Source organism: Streptomyces sp. DH-12 (assembly GCF_002899455.1).
Taxonomy (GTDB): domain Bacteria; phylum Actinomycetota; class Actinomycetes; order Streptomycetales; family Streptomycetaceae; genus Streptomyces.
The window spans coordinates 1,890,442-1,910,385 of record NZ_PPFB01000001.1; the positions used below are offsets into that span (position 1 = coordinate 1,890,442).

15 protein-coding genes are annotated in these 19,944 nt (G+C 75.1%); 12 read left to right on the plus strand and 3 right to left on the minus strand.

All coding sequences use genetic code 11. From position 1 onward, the window contains the following. Positions 1–115 precede the first annotated feature (115 nt). From C1708_RS07415 to C1708_RS07425, 3 genes are all read left to right on the plus strand, one after another. Positions 116–1,429 (plus strand): MbnB/TglH/ChrH family RiPP precursor modification enzyme, encoded by a 1,314-nt coding sequence (locus tag C1708_RS07415; protein WP_106411900.1) that lies wholly within the window; start codon positions 116–118, stop codon positions 1,427–1,429. A gap of 127 nt (positions 1,430–1,556) precedes the next feature. After that, positions 1,557–2,333: a TIGR04222 domain-containing membrane protein gene (locus tag C1708_RS07420; protein ID WP_106411901.1), complete on the plus strand. Its 777-nt coding sequence runs from the start codon at positions 1,557–1,559 to the stop codon at positions 2,331–2,333. 119 nt (positions 2,334–2,452) lie between these two features. Further along, positions 2,453–4,030: an alpha/beta hydrolase gene (locus C1708_RS07425; protein ID WP_106411902.1), complete on the plus strand. Its 1,578-nt coding sequence runs from the start codon at positions 2,453–2,455 to the stop codon at positions 4,028–4,030. A gap of 13 nt (positions 4,031–4,043) precedes the next feature. Here C1708_RS07425 and hemQ read toward each other — a convergent pair whose 3' ends face one another. Continuing rightward, on the minus strand, positions 4,044–4,775 hold the full coding sequence (gene hemQ, locus C1708_RS07430; RefSeq protein ID WP_106411903.1) for a hydrogen peroxide-dependent heme synthase: 732 nt from the start codon (positions 4,773–4,775) through the stop codon (positions 4,044–4,046). 5 nt (positions 4,776–4,780) lie between these two features. Then, on the minus strand, positions 4,781–6,238 hold the full coding sequence (gene hemG / locus C1708_RS07435; protein ID WP_106411904.1) for a protoporphyrinogen oxidase: 1,458 nt from the start codon (positions 6,236–6,238) through the stop codon (positions 4,781–4,783). Between the two features lie 157 nt (positions 6,239–6,395). Here hemG and C1708_RS07440 point away from each other — a divergent pair, with 157 nt between their 5' ends. The 3 genes from C1708_RS07440 (at position 6,396) to C1708_RS07450 (ending at position 9,855) form a co-directional block, all read left to right on the plus strand. After that, complete coding sequence (locus C1708_RS07440) at positions 6,396–7,406, plus strand: DUF4349 domain-containing protein (protein ID WP_106411905.1); 1,011 nt, start codon at positions 6,396–6,398, stop codon at positions 7,404–7,406. A 38-nt stretch (positions 7,407–7,444) separates the two neighbouring features. After that, entirely contained in the window at positions 7,445–8,827 is a 1,383-nt protein-coding gene (locus C1708_RS07445; protein WP_106411906.1) for an FAD-dependent oxidoreductase, read from the plus strand. 203 nt (positions 8,828–9,030) lie between these two features. Further along, positions 9,031–9,855: a rhomboid family intramembrane serine protease gene (locus C1708_RS07450; RefSeq protein WP_106411907.1), complete on the plus strand. Its 825-nt coding sequence runs from the start codon at positions 9,031–9,033 to the stop codon at positions 9,853–9,855. Positions 9,856–10,025: 170 nt separating this feature from the next. Here the strand turns inward: C1708_RS07450 and hemE are convergent, their stop codons facing one another. Continuing rightward, positions 10,026–11,093 carry a uroporphyrinogen decarboxylase gene (gene hemE / locus C1708_RS07455; RefSeq protein ID WP_106411908.1) on the minus strand — a complete coding sequence of 356 codons (1,068 nt, stop codon included), beginning with the start codon at positions 11,091–11,093 and terminating at the stop codon, positions 10,026–10,028. A 246-nt stretch (positions 11,094–11,339) separates the two neighbouring features. Between hemE and C1708_RS07460 the strand changes: the two genes are divergently transcribed. The 6 genes from C1708_RS07460 to C1708_RS07485 all read left to right on the plus strand — a co-directional run bounded on the left by C1708_RS07460 (position 11,340) and on the right by C1708_RS07485 (position 19,898). Continuing rightward, the gene (locus C1708_RS07460; RefSeq protein WP_198602423.1) at positions 11,340–11,969 is read left to right on the plus strand and encodes a DUF3000 domain-containing protein; all 630 of its coding nucleotides are present in this window, start codon (positions 11,340–11,342) and stop codon (positions 11,967–11,969) included. A gap of 372 nt (positions 11,970–12,341) precedes the next feature. Next, positions 12,342–13,004 (plus strand): helix-turn-helix transcriptional regulator, encoded by a 663-nt coding sequence (locus C1708_RS07465; RefSeq protein WP_106411910.1) that lies wholly within the window; start codon positions 12,342–12,344, stop codon positions 13,002–13,004. Between the two features lie 197 nt (positions 13,005–13,201). Continuing rightward, positions 13,202–14,482, plus strand: coding sequence for a ribonuclease D (locus C1708_RS07470; protein WP_106411911.1), 1,281 nt, complete (start codon positions 13,202–13,204; stop codon positions 14,480–14,482). A 436-nt stretch (positions 14,483–14,918) separates the two neighbouring features. Then, positions 14,919–16,232, plus strand: a complete 1,314-nt coding sequence (gene trkA / locus C1708_RS07475) for a Trk system potassium transporter TrkA (protein WP_106411912.1) — start codon at positions 14,919–14,921, stop codon at positions 16,230–16,232. 62 nt (positions 16,233–16,294) lie between these two features. Continuing rightward, the gene (locus C1708_RS07480; protein ID WP_241911194.1) at positions 16,295–17,776 is read left to right on the plus strand and encodes a TrkH family potassium uptake protein; all 1,482 of its coding nucleotides are present in this window, start codon (positions 16,295–16,297) and stop codon (positions 17,774–17,776) included. A gap of 298 nt (positions 17,777–18,074) precedes the next feature. After that, entirely contained in the window at positions 18,075–19,898 is a 1,824-nt protein-coding gene (locus C1708_RS07485; protein ID WP_241911195.1) for a hypothetical protein, read from the plus strand. Positions 19,899–19,944 lie beyond the last annotated feature (46 nt).

A 19,944-nucleotide genomic window follows, 5' to 3' on the forward strand; every position in this document is an offset into this window, starting at 1 on the left:
CTGAAGGCGGCCGCGGGACGGTTCGCGCGCCGAGCGCCGGGTCATATCCCCGGCACGCCCGGTGCGGGCGTGCCGGGGGCCGGGCGGGAACGCCGGGGTGCGGGAGGGGACGGGGATGACGACGGTGCGGCTGGGGACCGGGATCGGGTGGCGCCCGGAGATCGCGGACGCGGTGGAGGCCATGCCGGGCATCGACTGGGTCGAGGTGGTGGCCGAGAACGTCTGCCCCGGACACCTGCCCGACTCGCTGCTGCGGCTGCGCGAACGCGGCGTGACCGTCGTGCCGCACGGCGTCTCCCTGGGGCTCGGCGGCGCCGAACGGCCCGACGAGGGGCGCCTGACCGCGCTCGCCGAGCGGGCCACGGCGCTCGGCTCGCCCCTCGTCACCGAGCACATCGCGTTCGTGCGCGCGGGCGGGCCGCTGACCGCCTCCCCCGGCGTCGAGGCCGGACACCTGCTGCCGGTGCCGCGCACCCGCGACGCCCTCGCGGTGCTGTGCGAGAACGTCCGCATCGCCCAGGACGCGCTCCCGGTGCCGCTCGCCGTGGAGAACATCGCCGCGCTGTTCTCCTGGCCCGGCGAGGAGATGACCGAGGGGCAGTTCCTGTACGAACTGGCCGACCGCACCGGCGTACGGCTGCTCATCGACGTCGCCAATCTGCACACCAACCACGTCAACCGCGGCGAGGACCCGGCCGAGGCGCTCGCCGGCCTGCCCCTGGAGGCCCTCGCCTACGTGCACGTCGCGGGCGGGTTCGAGCGGGACGGCGTGTGGCACGACAGCCACGCCCACCCCGTGCCGCGTCCGGTGCTCGACATCCTCACCGGCCTCGCCTCCCGCGTCTCGCCCCCGGGCGTGCTGCTGGAGCGGGACGAGAACTTCCCGCCCCCGGCGGAGCTGGAGCGCGAACTGGACGCGATCCGCGGGGCGGTGGAGGCGGGCGCCCGCAGCCGGTCCGAGGCCCCGGCCGCGGGGGGCGTGCGGGAGCCCGCCCCCGTGGAGGCCGCGGACGGGTCCGCGCGGGAGCGGCTGGCGCTCGCGCAGACGGCGGTGCTGTCCGCGCTGGTCGCGGGGACGCCGGTGCCGGAGGGGTTCGACCGGACACGGATGCGGGTGCAGGCGCGGGCGCTCGCCGCCAAGCGCGCGGACGTCGTCGCGAGGGTGGCCCCGGAACTGCCGGTGATCCTCGGCGACGGCTACCGGCCGGCCTTCCTCGCGTACGCGCAGACCCGGCCGATGACGGGCGGCTACCGGCACGACGCGATGGCCTTCGTGGAGCGGCTGCTGTCGGCCGGACGCCCCGAGGACACGCGGGCGCGGCGCGAGCTGCGCGCGTGGTGGCTCGACCGGTCGGGTCCGCGCCCCCGGTCGCACCGGCCCGTGGTCCGCCTGGCCCGGGCCACCCGCCGCGCGCTGCTGCGCCGCTGAGGCCCCTCCGGGACGCCCGCCGGGGACGCCCGCGCGCGTCAGGCGGAGCGTCGCCCGCCCGCGACACCGCGTCCGGATGGTGAACAAGGCATGGTGCTTTCGCGACCGTGTCCCTTACAAACGGTCCATGTTCTGGGTTCCTCTCCTGCTTCTGGCCTGGGCGATCGCCGGTGTCGCGGGGCTGCGGCTGTGTCGTGCGGCGGTGCGTGAGGCGGCCGCGGGCGGTGAGGACGAGGGGCGGGGTCTGACGCTGTACGAGGCGGCGTTCCTGTCCGGCGGCCCCGTCCGGGTCGCCGACGTCACGCTCGTCGCGATGGCCCGTCAGCGGCGGCTGCTGCTGGCCCACACCGGCTGGGCCACCGTCGTCGACCCGTGCGGGCGGGACGACATCGAGCGCACGGTGATAGGGGCGATCGGACCGGACGGGCAGTCGCCCATAGCGCCGGTGCGGAAGGCGGCGGCGGCCGCGGAGACGGTGCGCGCGCTGGCGGACCGCCTGGTGCGCGCCGGGCTCGCGGTGCCGGAGGGCGACGGGCGGACCGTCGCGGAGGCGCTGCGCCGGACGCGGCTCGCGGCGGCGGCCGTGGCCGGGCTGGCCGCCGCCGCGCTGCTCGTGCCCACGCCGTCGCAGATGCCGCGCTCGTTGGTCGCCCTGTGGTTCGCGTTGCCGCTGGTGTTCACGCTGGGGTGTCTGGCCATTGCACGGTTCGAGCTGAGCCCCGCCTCGCGCTGGGCATCCCCCGCGGGTCAGCGGCTGCTGGCCTCCGTGCGGCGGGCGGCGGCCGGCGACCCCGACGACGACCGCGCGTATCTCACCTCCGTCGCGGTGCGCGGGGTGCGGGCGGCGGGCGGACCGCAGGTGCGCGCGGCCTTCGCGCACCGGGAGCCGCACCCGGAGGGCTGACCGGGCGGTGGCTCCGGGGCGGTGAACCGGCCGCCGACACCAGGCGGCCGGTCCTTGCCCGGCCCCACGCGGGCCGAAACCATCCCTTCTGTCGCTGCAGCGCTCCGAAGGGATCACCGATGAGAACCGCCGCCGTCCTGGTGACAGCCGGGTCCTTGCTCCTCACCGCCCCGGCGGCCGCCGCCCGGACCCCGGCGTCCGCGTCCGCGTCCGAGGCGCGCGGCACCGCGGTGGCCGCCGCGCGCGCCGCTTCCGCGGGCATCGACTTCGGCCCGTGCGCGAAGGAGCAGGAGCTGCCGCCCACCGTGGAGTGCGGCACGCTGCGCGTCCCGCTCGACTACGCCCGCCCGGACGGCGAGCGGATCCGGCTGACCGTCAGCCGCTCCCGGGCCACCGGGAAGGACCCGGCGACCGGGCGCGCGGTGCCCCGGCAGGGCTCCCTGGTGCACAACCCGGGCGGGCCGGGCGCGAGCGGGATGCACTTCCCCATGACGGGCGTGGTCCCGGGCTGGAAGCGGCTCGCGGCGGCCTACGACCTGGTCGGCTACGCGCCGCGCGGGGTGGGCCGTTCCGCCCCGCTGTCGTGCGTCGACCCGAAGACGTTCCACCAGGGTCCCGCGCCGGCGCCCCGGCACCCCTCGGCGGAGGTCAAGCGGGAGCGCGCGGCCCGCGCGGCGGCGTACGCGCGGGGGTGCGCCGAGCGGTCCGGCGACGCGCTGCGGCACTACACCTCGCTGAACAACGCCCGTGACCTGGACGTGCTGCGCGCCGCGCTGGGCGAGACCCGGCTGACGTTCCTCGGCTCGTCGTACGGCACGTACATCGGGGCGCTGTACGCGACGCTGTTCCCCTCGCACGTGCGGCGGATGGTGTTCGACTCGGCGGTGAACCCGGCGCCGGAGCGGATCTGGTACCGCAACAACCTCGCCCGGTCGGCCGCGTTCGAGGGCCGCTGGGCGGACTTCCGGGCCTGGGCGGCCCGCCACCACGACGTGTACGGGCTGGGCGACACCGCGCGGAAGGTGCGGGACAGCTACGACCGGGTGCGCGAACGGCTGGCGCGGGAACCGGCGGGCGGGAAGGTCGGACCGGCGCAGCTGCACACGGCGATGCTCGGGGCGGCGTACTACGACGACCACTGGCCGCAGCGCGCGCACGCCCTGTCGGCGTACCTGAGGGGCGACCCCGGGCCACTGGTCGAGCAGGCCGAGGAGCACCCGGAGGCGGCGGCGGAGGCGGAGAACACGCGCGCGGTGTACCTGGCCGTGGAGTGCAACGACGCCCCCTGGCCGACGGACTTCGCCGTGTGGGACCGGGACAACACCCGGCTCGCGCGCCGGGCGCCGTTCGAGACCTGGCACAACGTGTGGACCAACCTCCCCTGCGCCTACTGGCCCGCGCCCCGGCAGCGGCCGCTGGACGTGCGCGCCGGGAAGGGCGCGCTGCCGCCGACGCTGATCCTGGCGGCCGAACGGGACGCGGCCACCCCGTACGACGGGGCCCTCGAACTGCACCGGCGGCTGGCCGGGTCCGCCCTGGTGACGGAGCGGGACGCCGGCAGTCACGGACTGGCGGGCGGCGCCGGCGCGTGCGTGAACGAGCACCTGACGGCGTATCTGCTGGAGGGCCGGGTGCCGGGGCGGCGCGCGTCCTGCGCACCGCCCCCGGCGCCCGAGCCGGCGCCGCCCGCGGCCTGAGACCGGGCGGGCGTCAGGCCAGGCCGGCGACCAGGTCGGCGACGTCCTTGCGGCGGCCGGTGAAGAACGGGATCTCCTCACGGACGTGCATGCGGGCCTCGGAGCCGCGCAGGTGACGCATCAGGTCGACGATGCGGTGCAGTTCGTCGGCCTCGAAGGCGAGGATCCACTCGTAGTCGCCGAGGGAGAACGAGGCGACCGTGTTGGCGCGCACGTCCGGGTAGCCGCGGGCCATCTTGCCGTGGTCCGCGAGCATCCGGCGGCGGTCCTCGTCCGGCAGCAGGTACCAGTCGTAGGAGCGCACGAACGGGTAGACGCTCACGTAGTCGCGGGGGGTCTCGTCGGCGAGGAACGCCGGGATGTGCGAGCGGTTGAACTCGGCGGGGCGGTGCAGCGCCATGTTCGACCAGACCGGCTCGAGCGCGCGGCCGAGGCGGGTGCGGCGGAAGAGGTTGTAGGCCTCCTGGAGCTGGTCGGCGGTCTCCGCGTGCCACCAGATCATGAGGTCGGCGTCCGCGCGCAGGCCCGACAGGTCGTAGGTGCCGCGGATCGTGACGTCCTTGGCGGCGAGCTGGTCGAACAGCTCCTGGACCTCCTCGGCGTAGCCGGCGCGGTCCTCCGGCAGGACGTCCTTCAGCTTGAACACGGACCACAGGGTGTAGCGGATGACCTCGTTGAGGTCCTTGGCCAGCTTGCCCTTGTTGGGGATCCGTTCGGGCGCGGGGGTGGTGGCGTCGTCACTCATGTCCCTTATTCTCCTGCTCCTCGGTGAAGGCTTTGCACCGGGTGCGCGGTGAGCTCTTCCGCACCGCGCAGGTCACCCCGGATCCGGTCGGCGGCGGCGTACGCGCTCGCGATGCACGCGGGGACGCCGACGCCGTCGTACGCGGCGCCGCACACGGCCAGCCCGGACAGGCCCGCGAGGTGCGCGCGGACGCGGTCCACTCGGGCGTGGTGGCCGACCGGGTACTGGGGCAGGCCGTCGTCCCAGCGGGTGACGCGGGCGGCGACCGGGGCGGCGTCCAGGCCGGTGGCCGCCTTCAGGTCGTGCCGGGAGAGCTCCACCAGCTCGTCGTCGTCGCGGTGCAGGATCTCCGTCTCGCCGTGGCGGCCCACGGAGGTGCGTACGACGGTCAGGTCCGGGTTCTCCTCGGCGATCCAGCCCCACTTGCGGGAGGCGAAGGTGGCCGCCTTGATGGAGCGGCCCTCCACGGGCGGCACCAGGAACCCGCTGCCCTCGGGCAGCCGTGCCTCGTCGCGCCGGTAGGCGAGGGTGACGAGCGCCATCGAGGCGTACTCGACGGCGGACAGCTCGGCGGCGGCGCCCGGCGCCTCGGCGCGCAGCAGTCCGGCGGCGGCCGGGGCGGGCACGGCGACGACGACCGCGTCGGCGTGCAGCACCTCGCCGCCGGCGACGAGCCGCCAGCCGTCGTCCGGTTCGCGGCGCAGTGCGGTGACCGGGGTGCCGGTGAGGATGCGGGCGCCGCGGGAGCGCAGGGAGTCGGCGACCGCGAGCGGCAGGGTGCCCACGCCGCCCGCGACGCCCGTGAAGACGGGCCCGCTCCGCCGGTCGGCGGCCGTCCTCGCCTGCACGGCGCGGACCGCTTCGGTCAGGGTGGTGTGCGCGCGGGCTTCCTCGAAGAGCTGCGGGACGGCCGAGCGCATCGAGATGCGGTAGGCGTCCCCCGCGTACACCCCGCCGAGCAGCGGCTCCACGAGCCGGTCGACGACCTCCCGGCCGAACCGCTCGGCGACGTACTCACCGATGGCGACGTCGTCGCCGATCCCGGTGGGCGGCAGCTCGGCGTCCCGCCCGATCCGGGCGAGGCCCTCGTCGGACAGCACCCCGGTGAGGGCGGCGGCGGTGCCGGGGACGCCCATGACGTGTCCCTTCGGCATGGGGCGCAGGGCGCCGCGGGTCCACAGGGCCGCGGTGGCGGTGGCGGGCGGCTGGAGCCGGTCGGACAGCCCCACGGCGCGGGCGAGTCCCACCGCCTCGGGCCGGCGGGCCAGCAGCGACTCCGCCCCGAGGTCGACGCGGGCGCCCGCGATCTCGCCGGGCAGCAGCTTGCCGCCGACCCGTTCCGAGGCCTCCAGGACGGTGACCCGCGCCCCGTGCTCCAGCAGCCGGTGCGCGGCGGCCAGTCCGGCGATGCCCGCTCCGACGACGACGGCGTGCCGGCCGCCGCCCCTGTGTGATCCGCTCATGCCTCCCACCTTCTCAGATGCCGCACGCCGGTCCGCCAGGGCCGTGTGGCCCCCTCGAGTCCCTACCGTGACCCCCTTGCGACCGTCCGGCCCGAACGCCCGCCCCCCTTACGGCGTCTCAGGGATGTCAGCCGTCAGGACACGAGGGGGAGCCCGCATGCGCACACGACGATCCGCACGATCCGTACGATCCGCCCACGCCCTCGCCGGGGCCCTGCTGGCGGCGGCCCTCGCGGTCACCGGGTGCGGCGCGTCCGGCGACAGCGCCGACAGCGGGGCCGGGGCGGGGAAGGGGGCGGCGGCGGACGAGAGGGCGGCCGTGGACGCCGCGCCCGAATCCGGGAAGCAGGGCGCGCCGGGCGGCGCGGCGGACCGGTCCGCGGCCTCCGCGTCCCGGGTGGCGGCGGAGCACATCATCCGCACCGCCTCCCTGACGGTGCGCGTCGAGGACGTGCCGACGGCGCTCGGGGAGGCCCGTGCCGCGACCGCGAACGCGGGCGGCTACGTCGGCGACGAGACCACCCGCCGGGACGGGCGGGGCCATGAGCGCACGCGCGTGGTGCTGCGCGTGCCCGTCGACGCGTACGAGGGGGTGCTGGCCGAGCTGGAGGGCACGGGCACCCTCGTCGAGCGCAGCGCGCAGGCGGAGGACGTCACCGGCCAGGTCGTCGACGTGGAGAGCCGGATCCGGTCGCAGCGGGCCAGCGTGGCGCGGATCCGCGAGCTGATGGACCGGGCGGCCGAGCTCAGCGACGTGGTGACGCTGGAGGGCGAGCTGAGCAGCCGCCAGGCGGACCTGGAGTCGCTGCTCGCCCAGCAGGCGTCCCTGAAGGACCGCACGAGCCTCGCCACCATCACCCTCACGCTGTCCGAGACACCCGTGAAGGAGGCGGAGAAGGACGACGACCCCGGCTTCCTGGACGCGCTCGCGGGCGGCTGGGACGTCTTCCTGACGATGCTGCGCTGGCTGACGGTGGCGCTGGGCGCGGTCCTGCCGTTCGCGGCGGTGGCGGCGGTGGTCGTCCTGGTGTGGAGCAAGCTGATCGCCCCCCGGCTGCGGCGCCGCCCGCGGCCCGGACCCACGACCGGCGGTCCGGGCCCGGACTCGCCGCCCGTCGCCCCGCCGGTTCCCGGGCGCGCCCCGGACGCCGGGAACGGCGACGCCTGAGGGACGGTCCCGGACCCTCCCCCCGTAGCGTGGGCGGCATGGACAAGAGCGCTGTGAGGGAACGGCTGGTCGTGATCGGCGGCGACGCCGCGGGCATGTCCGCGGCGTCGCAGGCCCGGCGGATGAAGGGTCCGGACGAGCTGGAGATCGTGGCGTTCGAACGCGGCCACTTCACCTCCTACTCCGCCTGCGGCATCCCCTACTGGGTGGGCGGCGACGTCGAGGACCGGGACCTGCTGATCGCGCGCACCCCCGAGGAGCACCGCGCCCGGGGCATCGACGTGCGGCTGCGCACCGAGGTCACGGAGATCGACCTGGACCGGGGGCGGGTGCGCGCCCGCGACCTGGAGTCCGGCGCCGAGTCGTGGACGCCGTACGACAAGCTGGTCATCGCGACCGGTGCGCGGCCGGTCCGCCCGGAGCTGCCCGGCATCGACGCGCCCGGGGTGCACGGGGTGCAGACGCTGGACGACGGGCAGGCGCTGCTGGACACGCTGGCCGGCGCCGGCGGGCGCCGCGCGGTGGTCGTGGGGGCGGGCTACATCGGCGTGGAGACGGCCGAAGCGATGATCAGGCGCGGCTACGAGGTGACGGTCGTCAACCGGGGCCGGGAGCCGATGGCGACGCTCGACCCCGACATGGGCAGGCTGGTGCACGAGGCCATGACCGGCCTGGGCATCACGATGGTGAACGACGCCACGGTGACCGCGCTGCCCACCGACGACGACGGCCGGGTACGGGCGGTGGCCACCGCGGACGCCGAGTACCCCGCCGACGTCGTCGTCCTGGGCATCGGCGTACGCCCCGAGACCACGCTCGCGCGGGACGCCGGACTGCCCCTCGGCGCGCACGGCGGGCTGCTCACCGACCGGTCGATGCGGGTGCGCGGGCAGGAGAACGTGTGGGCGGGCGGCGACTGCGTGGAGGTGCTCGACCTGGTCTCCGGGCAGTTGCGGCACATCCCGCTGGGCACCCACGCCAACAAGCACGGCCAGATCATCGGCACGAACGCCGGCGGCGGCTACGCCACCTTCCCGGGGGTGGTCGGCACGGCGGTCAGCAAGGTGTGCGACCTGGAGATCGCGCGCACCGGACTGCGGGAGAAGGACGCCCACCGCGTGGGCCTGCGCTTCGAGACGGTGACGATCGAGTCGACCAGCCGAGCGGGCTACTACCCGAACGCCTCCCCCATGACGGTGAAGATGCTGGCGGAGCTGGGCACGGGCCGGCTGCTCGGCGTCCAGATCGTCGGCCGCGAGGGCGCGGGCAAACGCGTGGACATCGCGGCGGTGGCCCTCACGGCGGGCATGACGGTCCACCAGGTCGCCGCACTGGACCTGGGCTATGCCCCGCCGTTCTCCCCGGTGTGGGACCCGGTCCAGGTGGCGGCGCGGAAGGCGGCGGCGAAGGTGGGGCGGTAAGGACAGGGGGCGGGGCGGGGGGGAGCGCGCGCTGCGGGCGACGGGCGTGCGCTCCCCTGCCGTCGCCGGTCACGCCGTCCCGTTGCGCCGGGCCCGCGGCGCCTTCCCCGCGCCGCGGACGGTCGAGGAGACATACGCACGGCGGGCGGGCGGCGTTCAGGGGGCCGTTGATTCACCGGCGGCCGTCCGGGCACTAGGGGGGTGTGGTCATCCCCGTCCATGACGTGAACCCCGCGCGGCGCACTCCCTGGGTGACGTACGCGCTGATCATCGCCAATGTCGTCGTCTTCGTCGCGTTCACGCCCGGTGTCGCGGGCTCCCTGACCGGGGGCGGCGGCAGCCTGGCCGACCTGTGTCACCTCCAGGCGTTCCTGGAGCGGTGGGCGGTGGTGCCCAGGGAGCTGATCCACCACCGGCTGCCGGATCTCGTGCCGACGGGCGGGACCGGCGTGGGCCCGCAGGGTCCGGGGTGCGTGATCGGGCCGCCCGGCTACGAGAAGTCGCCGGAGCTGAGCGTGCTGACGGCGATGTTCCTGCACGGCGGCTGGCTGCACCTGCTGGGCAACATGCTGTTCCTGTGGATCTTCGGCAACAACATCGAGGACCGCATGGGGCACCTCCGCTTCCTGCTGTTCTACCTGCTGTGCGGCTACGCGGCCGCGTACGGCTTCGCCCTCCTGAACAACGGCTCGGGCGAGCCGCTGATCGGCGCGTCCGGCGCGGTCGCCGGGGTCCTGGGCGCCTACCTGGTCCTCTATCCGCGGGCGCGGGTGTGGGTGCTGGTGCCGTTCCTGATCTTCCTGCCGCTGCGGCTGCCCGCGTGGATCGTGCTGGGCCTGTGGTTCGTGCTCCAGGCGCTGTACTCGGCCGGGCAGGGCGTCACGGACGCGGGCACGGTGGCGTACGCGGCGCACGTCGTCGGCTTCGTCGTCGGCATGCTGCTGGCCTGGCCGCTGAAGCCGGGCACTCCCCCGCCGCCCGAGCCGCGCGGCATGCTCTTCGGCCGGCGGGCGCGGGCGGGCTGGTAGGCGATCCCCGCTTGACCGCCCGCGCGTCCGGACTCGGCCGGAGGCCCGGGCCCTCCCCCGTGGGGCGACGGCGCTCGGGAACGCGGAAAGCCGGTGCGGCGCGCGGGGGCGCGCCGCACCGGCTTCACCGACGGCCCGCGGGCCGTCTGCGGACGATCGGCTGTGTACCGTCAGCGGGCGGTCGTCGTGTGGACGTACTCCACCAGCCGCGTCAGGGCGTCCGCGTCGGTGGACGGCATGACGCCGTGGCCGAGGTTGAAGATGTGGCCCTCCAGACCGGCCGCCGCGTCCAGCACCTCCTGCGCCTTGGTCTCGACGGCCTCGCGGCCGGCGAACAGCACGGTCGGGTCCAGGTTGCCCTGGAGCGCCTTGCCGGGGCCGACGCGGCGGACGGCCTCGTCCAGCGGGACGCGCCAGTCGACGCCGACGACGTCCGCGCCGGCCTCGCCCATCAGCCCGAGCAGCTCGCCCGTGCCGACGCCGAAGTGGATGCGCGGGACCTCGTAGGGGGCCACCGCGTCGAACACCTTCGCCGACGCGGGCAGCACCGAGCGGCGGTAGTCGGCGGGGGCGAGGGCGCCGGCCCAGGAGTCGAAGAGCTGGACGGCCGAGGCGCCGGCCTCGATCTGCACCTTCAGGAAGGCGGCCGTGATCTCCGCGAGCCGGTCGAGCAGGTCCGCCCACAGCTCCGGGTCGCCGTACATCATCGCCTTGGCGTTCTCGTACGTGCGGGACGGGCCGCCCTCGACGAGGTAGCTGGCGAGGGTGAAGGGGGCGCCCGCGAAGCCGATCAGCGGGGTCGCGCCCAGCTCCCGGGTCAGCGTCCCGATCGCCTCGGTGACGTACGGGACGTCCTCGGGGGTCAGGTCGCGCAGCCGGTCCAGGTCGGCGCGGGTGCGCACCGGCTGCTCGACGACCGGGCCGACGCCCGGCTTGATGTCGAGGTCGATGCCGATGGCCTTGAGGGGCACGACGATGTCGCTGAAGTAGATGGCCGCGTCGACCTGGTGGCGGCGCACCGGCTGGAGCGTGATCTCGGTGACCAGGTCGGGGCGCATGCAGGAGTCGAGCATGCCGATGCCCTCGCGCACCTTGCGGTACTCCGGCAGGGAGCGCCCGGCCTGCCGCATGAACCACACCGGGGTGTGCGGCACCGGCTCACGCCGGCACGCCTTGAGGAAGGCACTGTCGTACGTCGAAGTCGGCTGGCTGCCCGTCGGGCTCACGTTGGCGCTCACACCGGCCAGTCTCGCATGTCGCCGGAACGGTCCCGGCCGCCGGGGATCCCGGGTGGCGGGGGTCACCCTCGCCGCCCGCCCGGCCGCCGGGCCGCTCACCGGGAGCGGGGGCGCGCGGCGGGGATGCGGTGTGATCCGGACACCCCCGGACGGCACGGGTGTCCCTCCCTGCGCCGACGGCCCGTTCCGCTTAACCTTCCCCGCATGGGTGCGGCTCAGGGACGACTGTCGGACGGCGCTGGCGGAATGGACGAACCGAAGGAGGGGGGCGACACCGGACCCGGGGGTGCGTCCCCGCTGCCCTTCCGGGCCGCTGTCGACGCGTTGCGCGGCGCGCGGCTGCGGCCGCAGATCGAGGTCGAGCCCACCCCCGCGCCGAAACGGCTCGCGCCGTACGCGCACGCGCTGGAGGCGGCGGTCGTGGACGGCGAGGAGGACCTCGCCGACGGCCGGCTGGTGCTGCTGTACGACCCGGCCGGGCACGAGGCATGGCGGGGCACGTTCCGGCTGGTGACCCTGGTCCGTGCGGAGCTGGAGCCGGAGATGGCGGCGGACCCGCTGCTGCCGGAGGTGTGCTGGTCCTGGCTGACGGGTGCGCTCACCGCGCGCGGGCTGGCGTTCGGCGAGCCCAGCGGGACGGTGACGCGGGCGAGCTCCCACTACTTCGGCGGGCTGTCCGAGCGCCCGGCCGCCTCGCAGATCGAGATCCGCGCCTCCTGGACGCCGCGCGAGGGGCTGGGCGGGGTGCCGGACACGGCGGCCCATCTGGTCGCGTGGTGCGACCTGCTCGCGCAGGTGGCGGGGCTGCCGCCGGCCACCCCCGGTGACGCGTCGGTGGTGACGCTTCCGCAGCGGCGGGGGCCGCAGTCGCGCTGAGCGCTCCGCCGGCCGGTCGAGGTCCGCTCGAGGACCGGTCAAGGACCGGTCAAGGACCGGTCGCACGCCGGCCGGGCACCGGTCGGTTTCGGCCACTCGTCGTGGGACGTCTCCCGGATGCCCGCCGGACGCCTCACCGGCCGTCTCTTTGTCGATACGGCCACATTCGGAAGCGTTGCGACGCAGACCGAAACCGTTCGATCTTCGAATGATCGATCGCGCGTCCGAATTGCCCGGATTGTTACTCACCGGATCGTGATCATTTCCTAAAGGACATCAGGTTTGCTGCCGAAGACGACTGTGACCTTGAAAACACGGTTCGTCCCGGCTTCACTCCCACGAGCCGCCCCCGTCCCGCACCCAGGAGGCCTGGTGTCCGTTCTCCTCGAGCAGCCCTCAAGCCTGGTCGCCTACCGCCCGAACAAGCCGACCGCCATGGTGGTCGTGGCCGACCCGCGCGTCCGTAACACCGTCACCCGCCATCTGTGGGCGCTCGGTGTGCGCGATGTGATCGAGGCCTCGTCCGTCGCGGAGGCTCGTCCCCGCATCGGCAACCCCCGCGACATCTGCGTCGCCGAAGTCCATCTGCCGGACGGTTCCGGCCTCACCCTCCTCTCCGAGACCCGCGCCGCGGGCTGGCCCAACGGCCTCGCCCTCTCGGCCGCCGACGACATCGGCGCCGTGCGCAACGCGCTGGCGGGCGGGGTGAAGGGCTACGTCGTCACCGGCACGCGCACCAACCTCGGGCTCCCCACCCGACCGGGTGCCGCTCCCATCGGCGCGGCCGCCGCCCGCCTCCACCGCCGTCCCCCGGGTGCCCCGAGCCACCCGGGTGGCTACCGCGAGCTGTCCGGCCGTGAGGTCGAGGTGCTGCGGCTGGTCGCGGAGGGCCAGTCGAACAAGGCGATCGGCGTCTCCATGGGCCTGTCCGCCCTCACCGTGAAGAGCCACCTCGCCCGCATCGCCCGCAAGCTCGGCACGGGCGACCGCGCCGGGATGGTGGCGGTGGCCCTGCGCACCGGCATCATCCACTGACCCCGCCCTCCGGACGGTCCGCGCCTTCCGGCATCCCGCCCCGACGCCCCTTCCCGCGCCCGCCGACGCCCCCGCGTCGGCGGGCGCCGCCGCGCGTGGCACCGCCGGGGTCGCGCGGCGGCCTGTTCTCGCTGGTCGGCGGGGTCACCGGGCGGAGGGACGGACCGGGGACCGGCCCGTACGGATACTCTTGACAGGTGACCGACGCCCACGACACCGCAGCAGACAGTTCACTGCGCACCACCGGAGGCGCCCCTCCGGACGACGGCGGATCCTCTGCTGCACAGGCGCCGATCCCCCTGCTGGAGCCCCGCGAGGGCGTCCCGGCCGTGGTCGCCGACGAGGCCGCCCTCGCCGAGGTCGTCGCCGCGTTCGCCGCGGGCCGCGGGCCCGTCGCCGTGGACGCCGAGCGCGCCTCGGGCTACCGGTACGGACAGCGGGCCTACCTCGTCCAGCTCCGGCGCGAAGGCGCCGGCACCGCGCTGATCGACCCGGTCGCCTGCCCCGACCTGTCCGCCCTCGGCGAGACGCTGTCCGGCGTGGAGTGGGTGCTGCACGCCGCCACCCAGGACCTGCCCTGCCTGCGCGAGATAGGCATGGTGCCGACGCGGCTCTTCGACACCGAGCTGGCCGGCCGGCTGGCCGGGTTCCCGCGGGTCGGGCTCGGCGCGATGGTCGAGAACGTGCTCGGCTTCCAACTGGAGAAGGGCCACTCCGCCGTCGACTGGTCCACCCGCCCGCTGCCCGAGCCCTGGCTGCGCTACGCCGCGCTCGACGTCGAGCTGCTGGTCGACCTGCGGGACGCGCTGGAGAAGGAGCTGGACCGGCAGGGCAAACTGGACTGGGCCCGGCAGGAGTTCGACGCGATCGCCTCGGCGCCGCCGCCCGAGCCGCGCAAGGACCCGTGGCGGCGCACCTCCGGCATGCACAAGGTCCGCCGCCGGCGGCAGATGGCCGTCGTACGGGAGCTGTGGCAGACCCGGGACCGGATCGCCCGCCGCCGTGACGTGTCCCCCGGCAAGGTGCTGTCCGACGCGGCGATCGTCGAGGCCGCCCTCGCCATGCCGTCCGACCCGCACGCGCTGGCCGCGCTGAACGGCTTCGGGCAGCGGGTGGGCCGCCGCCAGCTCGAACAGTGGCAGGCGGCGGTCGACCGGGCGAAGGCGCTGAGCGAGGACCGGCTGCCCCAGCCCGGCCAGCCGGTGACCGGTCCCCCGCCGCCGCGCGCCTGGGCCGACAAGGACCCGGCGGCCGCGGCCCGGCTGTCCGCCGCGCGAGCGGGCGTGACCGCCCTGGCGGAGCGGCTGAACATGCCCGCGGAGAACCTGATCACGCCGGACACGGTCCGCAGGGTCTGCTGGGAGCCGCCGTCCCCGGCCACGGCCGAGACGGTCGCCGCGACCCTGACCGCCCACGGCGCCCGCGCCTGGCAGGTGGAGCAGGTGACGCCGGTGCTGGTGGCGGCGTTCACGGCCTGACCACCGCCCCGGAGGGACGCGGCCGGGCCGCGGGCCCGTCGACAGGGTCTCCCGTCGGCGGGCCGTGTCGCCCGTCGGCGGGGGCGCATCACCCGACGCCCCGTCGGCCCGCCCCCTGACGCCTCCGGCCGGGAGACGCCCGCCCCTCGCACACACCACCCCGCCTCCCGCCACCGGGACGGCCCCCGCACGGGCGGGGGGCCGTCCCGCAGTCGGGCGAGGACGCCGGGAGCCCCTCCCGGCAGACCTCGTCGGCCTCCGGCCGGACCGCCCGCCAGGGCCGGCGGGCGCACGCGAGCGGCCCCGCGGACCGGCGTCGCGGACCCGGCCGCGGGCCGGGCACACGCCCCCGCCGCCGTCCGCGAGGCCGCTCGCGTGCCCGTGTCGCCCGGCGTCGGTGCCGGGCGGTGTCCCGTCCCCGTGCCACGATGCCCGCATGCGGGTTGTCGTGGTGGGGGCCGGGCAGGTGGGCGGGACCGTGGTCAAGTCGCTCGCCGAGGCGCACGAGTGCACGGTGATCGACGTCGACCGGGCGCGGCTGGAGGCCGTGTCGCACGCCTACGACGTACGGACCGTGCACGGCAGCGGCACCCGGCGCGAGACGCTGCTGGAGGGCGGCGTCGCCGACGCCGACCTGGTGATGGCGTGCACCTCGCGGGACGAGGTCAACCTGGTCACCGCCATGCTCGCCCGCCGGCTGTCGTCGGCGCGGACGGTCGTACGGGCCACCGGGACGGACTACCTCGAGGCGTGGCGGGCGGGTGACCTGGACGTGGACCTCCTCGTCTCGACGGCGTTCGAGACGGCGAACGCCGTCGAACGCGTCCTGCACGTGCCGGGCGCCCGGCACGTGGACTTCTTCGCCCACGGCGAGGTGGTCGTCATCGGCGTCGACGCCCGCGGGACGGCGGCCCCGCGGCTCGTCGGACGTCCGCTGCGGGACGCGGGACTGCCCGCCGCGTCCCGGGTGGTCGCCCTCGTACGCGACGGGGACTGGACCGTGCCGGGCGCGGACGAGGTCGTACGGGAGGACGACTGGATCATCGCGATGGCGTCCCCCATGGCGGCCCGTGCCTGGAGCCGGGTGGTCACCGGCGCCGACCCCGTCGACGACGTGGTGATCTACGGCGCGGGGCGCATGGGCACCGCTGTGGCGCGGGTGCTGCTCGACCGGGGCGTCACGGTGCGGATCGTCGAACCGGACGCGGCCCGCGCCCGCGAGGCCGCCGCCACGCTGGACCGGGCGCGGGTGTTCCGCACGAGGGGCCTGGACCCGGCGTTCCTGCACCGCGAGCGCATCGGCACGGCGGGGGCGGCGGTGCTGGCGGCGAAGGACGACTCGCGCAATCTGCACGCGGCGGTGCTGGTGAAACTGCACGGGGTGCGGCTGGCCCTGACGGTTCTCGACGACCCCGCCGCCGCCGAGGTCTTCAAGGCGGCCGGCGTCGACGTGACGATCGACCCGGGCGACGAGACCGCCGAGAAGATGGCCCGCTTCACGTTCGGGGAGCGCACCCGCCAGATGGCGATGCTGGGCGACGACCGTTTCGAGGTGCTGGACGTCACCGTCCGGCCCGGCAGCCGGTTCGCGCACCGTCCGGTCGGCGCCGTGCCCGGCGCGGCCGTGGGCGCGATCGTGCGGGACGGCACGGTGTCCTTCCCCGGCGACGGGGACGAACTGCGGCCCGGGGACCGGGTCGTCGTCCTCACCGAGCCCGACCGCGTCCCCGCGATCGAGCACGACCTGTGAGGCCGCCGCGTCCGCTGCCGCACCGTCGCCGGTGGTCCGCGCGCGGGCGGACCGGCGTCGACGTGCGGACGGCGCTGGGCGTCGTCGGCGCCCTCCTCGCCTGGTTCGCGCTCGCGTTCGTGCCGCCGGCGGCCGTGGCGCTCGCGGCCGGCGAACCCCCGTGGCCGTTCCTGGTCCCCGGGTTCGCCGTGGCGCTGACCGGCCTGGCGCTGAAGCGGCTGACGGGGCCGCGGCCCCCGCTGGGCGTGCGGGAGGGGTTCCTCGTCGTCGTCGCCGTGTGGCTGCTCGCGCCCGCGTTCGGCGCGGTGCCGTTCCTGCTCGGCCGTGTCCCCCAGCTCGACCGCCCGGTCGACGCCTGGTTCGAGGCGATGTCGGGGTTCACCGCGACGGGGGCGACCGTCGTCGGCGACCTGGACGCGCTCGGGCCGGACATGCTGTTCTGGCGCCAGTTCACCCACTGGCTGGGCGGCGCGGGCATCATCGTGCTGGCGCTCGCGGTGCTGCCGCGGCTGCGCATCGGCGGCCGTGAGCTGCTGCGGTCCGAGCTGCCGGGGCCCGTGGAGATGGAGACGCTCGGCGCGACAGTGCGGGGCACGGCCCGGCGGCTGTGGAAGGTGTACCTGGCGGTGACGGCGGCCGGCGTGCTGGTGCTGGCCGCCCTGGGGTGGTCCGGGCTCGACCGGCGGATGGGCCTCTTCGACGCGTTCTCCTACGCGACGTCCGCCGTGTCCCTCGGCGGGTTCGCCCCGCACGACGACTCGGCGCGCGGTCTCGCGCCGGTGACGCAGTGGGTGCTGTGCGGGCTGATGGCGGTGGCGGGGGTGAACCTGCTGCGGCTGTACCGTCTCGCCGCGCTGCGCCAGGTGCGGGCCGCCGCGCGTGACGAGGAACTGCGGCTGTACGCCGTCCTGCTCGTCGTCAGTTCCTGCGTCGTGGCGGCCGAGCTGTGGGCCTCCGGTGCGGCGGGCGGACCCGACGGCCTCCGGCACGGGGCGTTCCAGGCGGTGTCGGTGATGACCACCACCGGCTTCGCCACGGCCGACTGGGCGGAGTGGGGCACGGTCGCCACGCTCACCCTGCTGGGGCTGATGTTCGTCGGGGCGTGTGCCGGGTCGGCGAGCGGTTCGGTCAAGGTCGTCCGCCATCTCGTGCTCTTCCGCTTCACCCGGCGCGAGCTGGAGCAGGCCGTGCACCCGGACGCGGTCCTGCCGGTGCGGGTGAGCGGCCGGGTGGTCGGCGCGCAGGCGCTCCGCTCGGTGCTGCTGTTCGCGCTCCTCTACGTCCTCACCCTGGCGCTGGGGACGTTCGGCCTGGCCCTGGACGCCGGGGCGGAGACGGGCGGCGGCGGTGTGTTCACCGCGCTGGGAGCCGCCGCGGCCTGCCTCGGCAACGTCGGCCCGGCCTTCGGGGAGCTGGGCCCGTCCGGCTCGTACGCGCCGCTGGGGCAGGCGTCGAAGGCGATCCTGGGCGCGCTGATGCTGCTCGGCCGTATCGAGATCGTGCCGCTGGCGGTGCTGCTCGGCCGCGGCTACTGGCGCGCGTGAGCACGCACGGCGCCCCCGCGACCCGGCCGGCGGGCGGTGCCGGACAGGCGGGGAAGTCCCCTGTGGCGCGGGGCACTTGACCCGGGTTCCGGCGTGCCGTCCGCATGCGTCGCGGGTGCCCGGGAATACGCGGGACGAGGCACAGGGCCGCCTCTCGCTCCGCGGCGGGGGGATGGGTTAGCCTCGTCCCGGCTGCTCTTCCTGCGAAAACGCCCGTAGACCACGTCGGAGGAGTTTCCTGCGGAGCGGCCCGAACTCCGAACGGAAAATCTCTGACAGGAACAAGGGGCACCATTTCATGGAACCCACCCAGGTCCGCCCGGTCAACCCGCAGCATTCGGACACACTCCCCCACACGTCCGAAAACTACAGGACAGCGACGATCCGCACGCCCGAGATACGTGTGGAGAAATACGGCAACTGGGAGATCGAGTACGAATTCACGCCCGCTGCGGGCGACCACGGCAACCTGCTCGTGGTGTTTTCCTCCGTGGGCTCGAAGTACGGATTCGGCGCCGCCCTTTCGGGCGTCCAGTGCAACGTGCTGAGAATTCGCGACCGGTTCGACGGAGGCCCGTCGTACTACGTGGCACGGGCGATGGACTTCTCCGTTTCGGAGGCCGTCGAGGAACTGATCACCCATTACCGGGAAAAGCTGGGGCTCTCCCGCGAGACGGTGGTGCTGGCCGGTTCCTCGAAGGGCGGAAGCGCCGCCATCTACTACGCCCTGAAGTACGGCTACCGGAACATCGTCGCCTCCACGCCGCAGTACTTCATCGGCAGCTACTCCCAGGGGCACGGCGTGCTCGGCGAGTGGGTCCTCGGCGAGGGCCAGCCGCAGGAGAACGTGGACCGGCTCGACTCGGTGCTCCCGGAACTGCTGGCCGAGACCACCGACCTGGACCGCAACATCTACCTGTTCTCCTCGACGAAGGACTACCAGTACGAGGAACACGTCGTCCATTTCCTCCCGGCCCTGCGGAAGTACTCCAACTTCAACTTCTTCATGGTGGAATCCCCCGCCCTGGTGAAGCACGCGGAGGTGACGCGGCAGGGCCTCTCGGTGATCCTCAGCGTCATCTACGCGCTGACCGAGGGGACGGTGCCGCGGTTCGGGGAGGTGCAGGTCGGCTCCAACGAGGTGGACGAGCCCACCGCGACCGAGCACCTGGCGGACCTGCGGGCACGGGACACCGCGGCGGGCGTGCTGACCGCCGCGCAGCTCACTCCCGAGCGGGCCACGCTGTCCGGGCACGCCTTCCTGCCCGGTGTCTCCGCGGAGCAGGGCGAGGAGGCCGGGGCGCGGGAGACCAAGCAGCTCGTGCTGGTGCGGGACGACCAGGCGTGGGTGGCGGACGCGAAGACCGTGCCGGTGGACCAGCTGTACCTGAAGTACTTCGACACGCACTTCGCGTCCTACAAGGACGGCGGCTTCACCTGCGAGGCGCGTGAGCTGTTCGACGCGCTGCCCGACGGTGTGTACGACGTGTTCGCGCGGGTGACCAGCGAGAGCGAGGACATCGACCGCAGGGTGCCGCTGGTCGCGTACCGGGCGATCGACCGCCGCGCCGCCTCCCGGGGGCACGAGGTGGTCCTGCGGGGTGACGCGAAGAGCGTCCGGGTGATCAAGCGCGACCTCACCGCGGCCGGCCCCGGCGGGTCCGTGTTCGTGCTCAAGCGGTTCGCGATGGAGGGCCCGAGGCTCCGGGTGTACGGCGTCTTCTTCCTCCCCGGGCGCAACGCCGACCGCGCGACCCACTCGACGTACTACCTCACGCTGCGCGGCGCGGACTCCACGCACACCGTCGCCCTGAAGGCGGTCAGGCGGGAGGAGCAGGTGCGCCCGCACCTGGCGCCGGGCGACTTCGGCTCGTACGCGTTCGGGTTCTTCACCTCGCTGGACAAGGAGGGCGTCGACCTCTCCGACGTCCCGCCCGGGACGTACACGGCGGAGGTCGCCATGAGCACCGGCGGCGGGCTGTTCGCGCACCAGGCCGGTGAGCTGGAGGTGCGTGAGGACCGGGCCGCCTCGGTGGCCCGCCGGGCCTCCGGCCGCAACGAGCGGGTCAGCACCGGGACGCGGCTGCGCCGGGGCCTGCGCACGCGGCTCCGGCGGTCGTAGGGCCGGCGCGGGACGCTGGACCGGCCCCCTCCGCGGGGGCCGGTCG

Excerpts from the sequence above, each read along its gene's own strand:
- hemG (WP_106411904.1), bottom strand. The coding sequence starts at position 6,238 with ATGAGCGGATCACACAGGGGCGGCGGCCGGCACGCCGTCGTCGTCGGA.
- C1708_RS07485 (WP_241911195.1), top strand. The coding sequence starts at position 18,075 with ATGGAACCCACCCAGGTCCGCCCGGTCAACCCGCAGCATTCGGACACA.
- hemQ (WP_106411903.1), bottom strand. The coding sequence starts at position 4,775 with ATGAGTGACGACGCCACCACCCCCGCGCCCGAACGGATCCCCAACAAG.
- C1708_RS07440 (WP_106411905.1), top strand. The coding sequence starts at position 6,396 with ATGCGCACACGACGATCCGCACGATCCGTACGATCCGCCCACGCCCTC.
- C1708_RS07460 (WP_198602423.1), top strand. The coding sequence starts at position 11,340 with ATGGACGAACCGAAGGAGGGGGGCGACACCGGACCCGGGGGTGCGTCC.
- C1708_RS07445 (WP_106411906.1), top strand. The coding sequence starts at position 7,445 with ATGGACAAGAGCGCTGTGAGGGAACGGCTGGTCGTGATCGGCGGCGAC.
- C1708_RS07415 (WP_106411900.1), top strand. The coding sequence starts at position 116 with ATGACGACGGTGCGGCTGGGGACCGGGATCGGGTGGCGCCCGGAGATC.
- C1708_RS07425 (WP_106411902.1), top strand. The coding sequence starts at position 2,453 with ATGAGAACCGCCGCCGTCCTGGTGACAGCCGGGTCCTTGCTCCTCACC.
- C1708_RS07420 (WP_106411901.1), top strand. The coding sequence starts at position 1,557 with ATGTTCTGGGTTCCTCTCCTGCTTCTGGCCTGGGCGATCGCCGGTGTC.
- trkA (WP_106411912.1), top strand. The coding sequence starts at position 14,919 with ATGCGGGTTGTCGTGGTGGGGGCCGGGCAGGTGGGCGGGACCGTGGTC.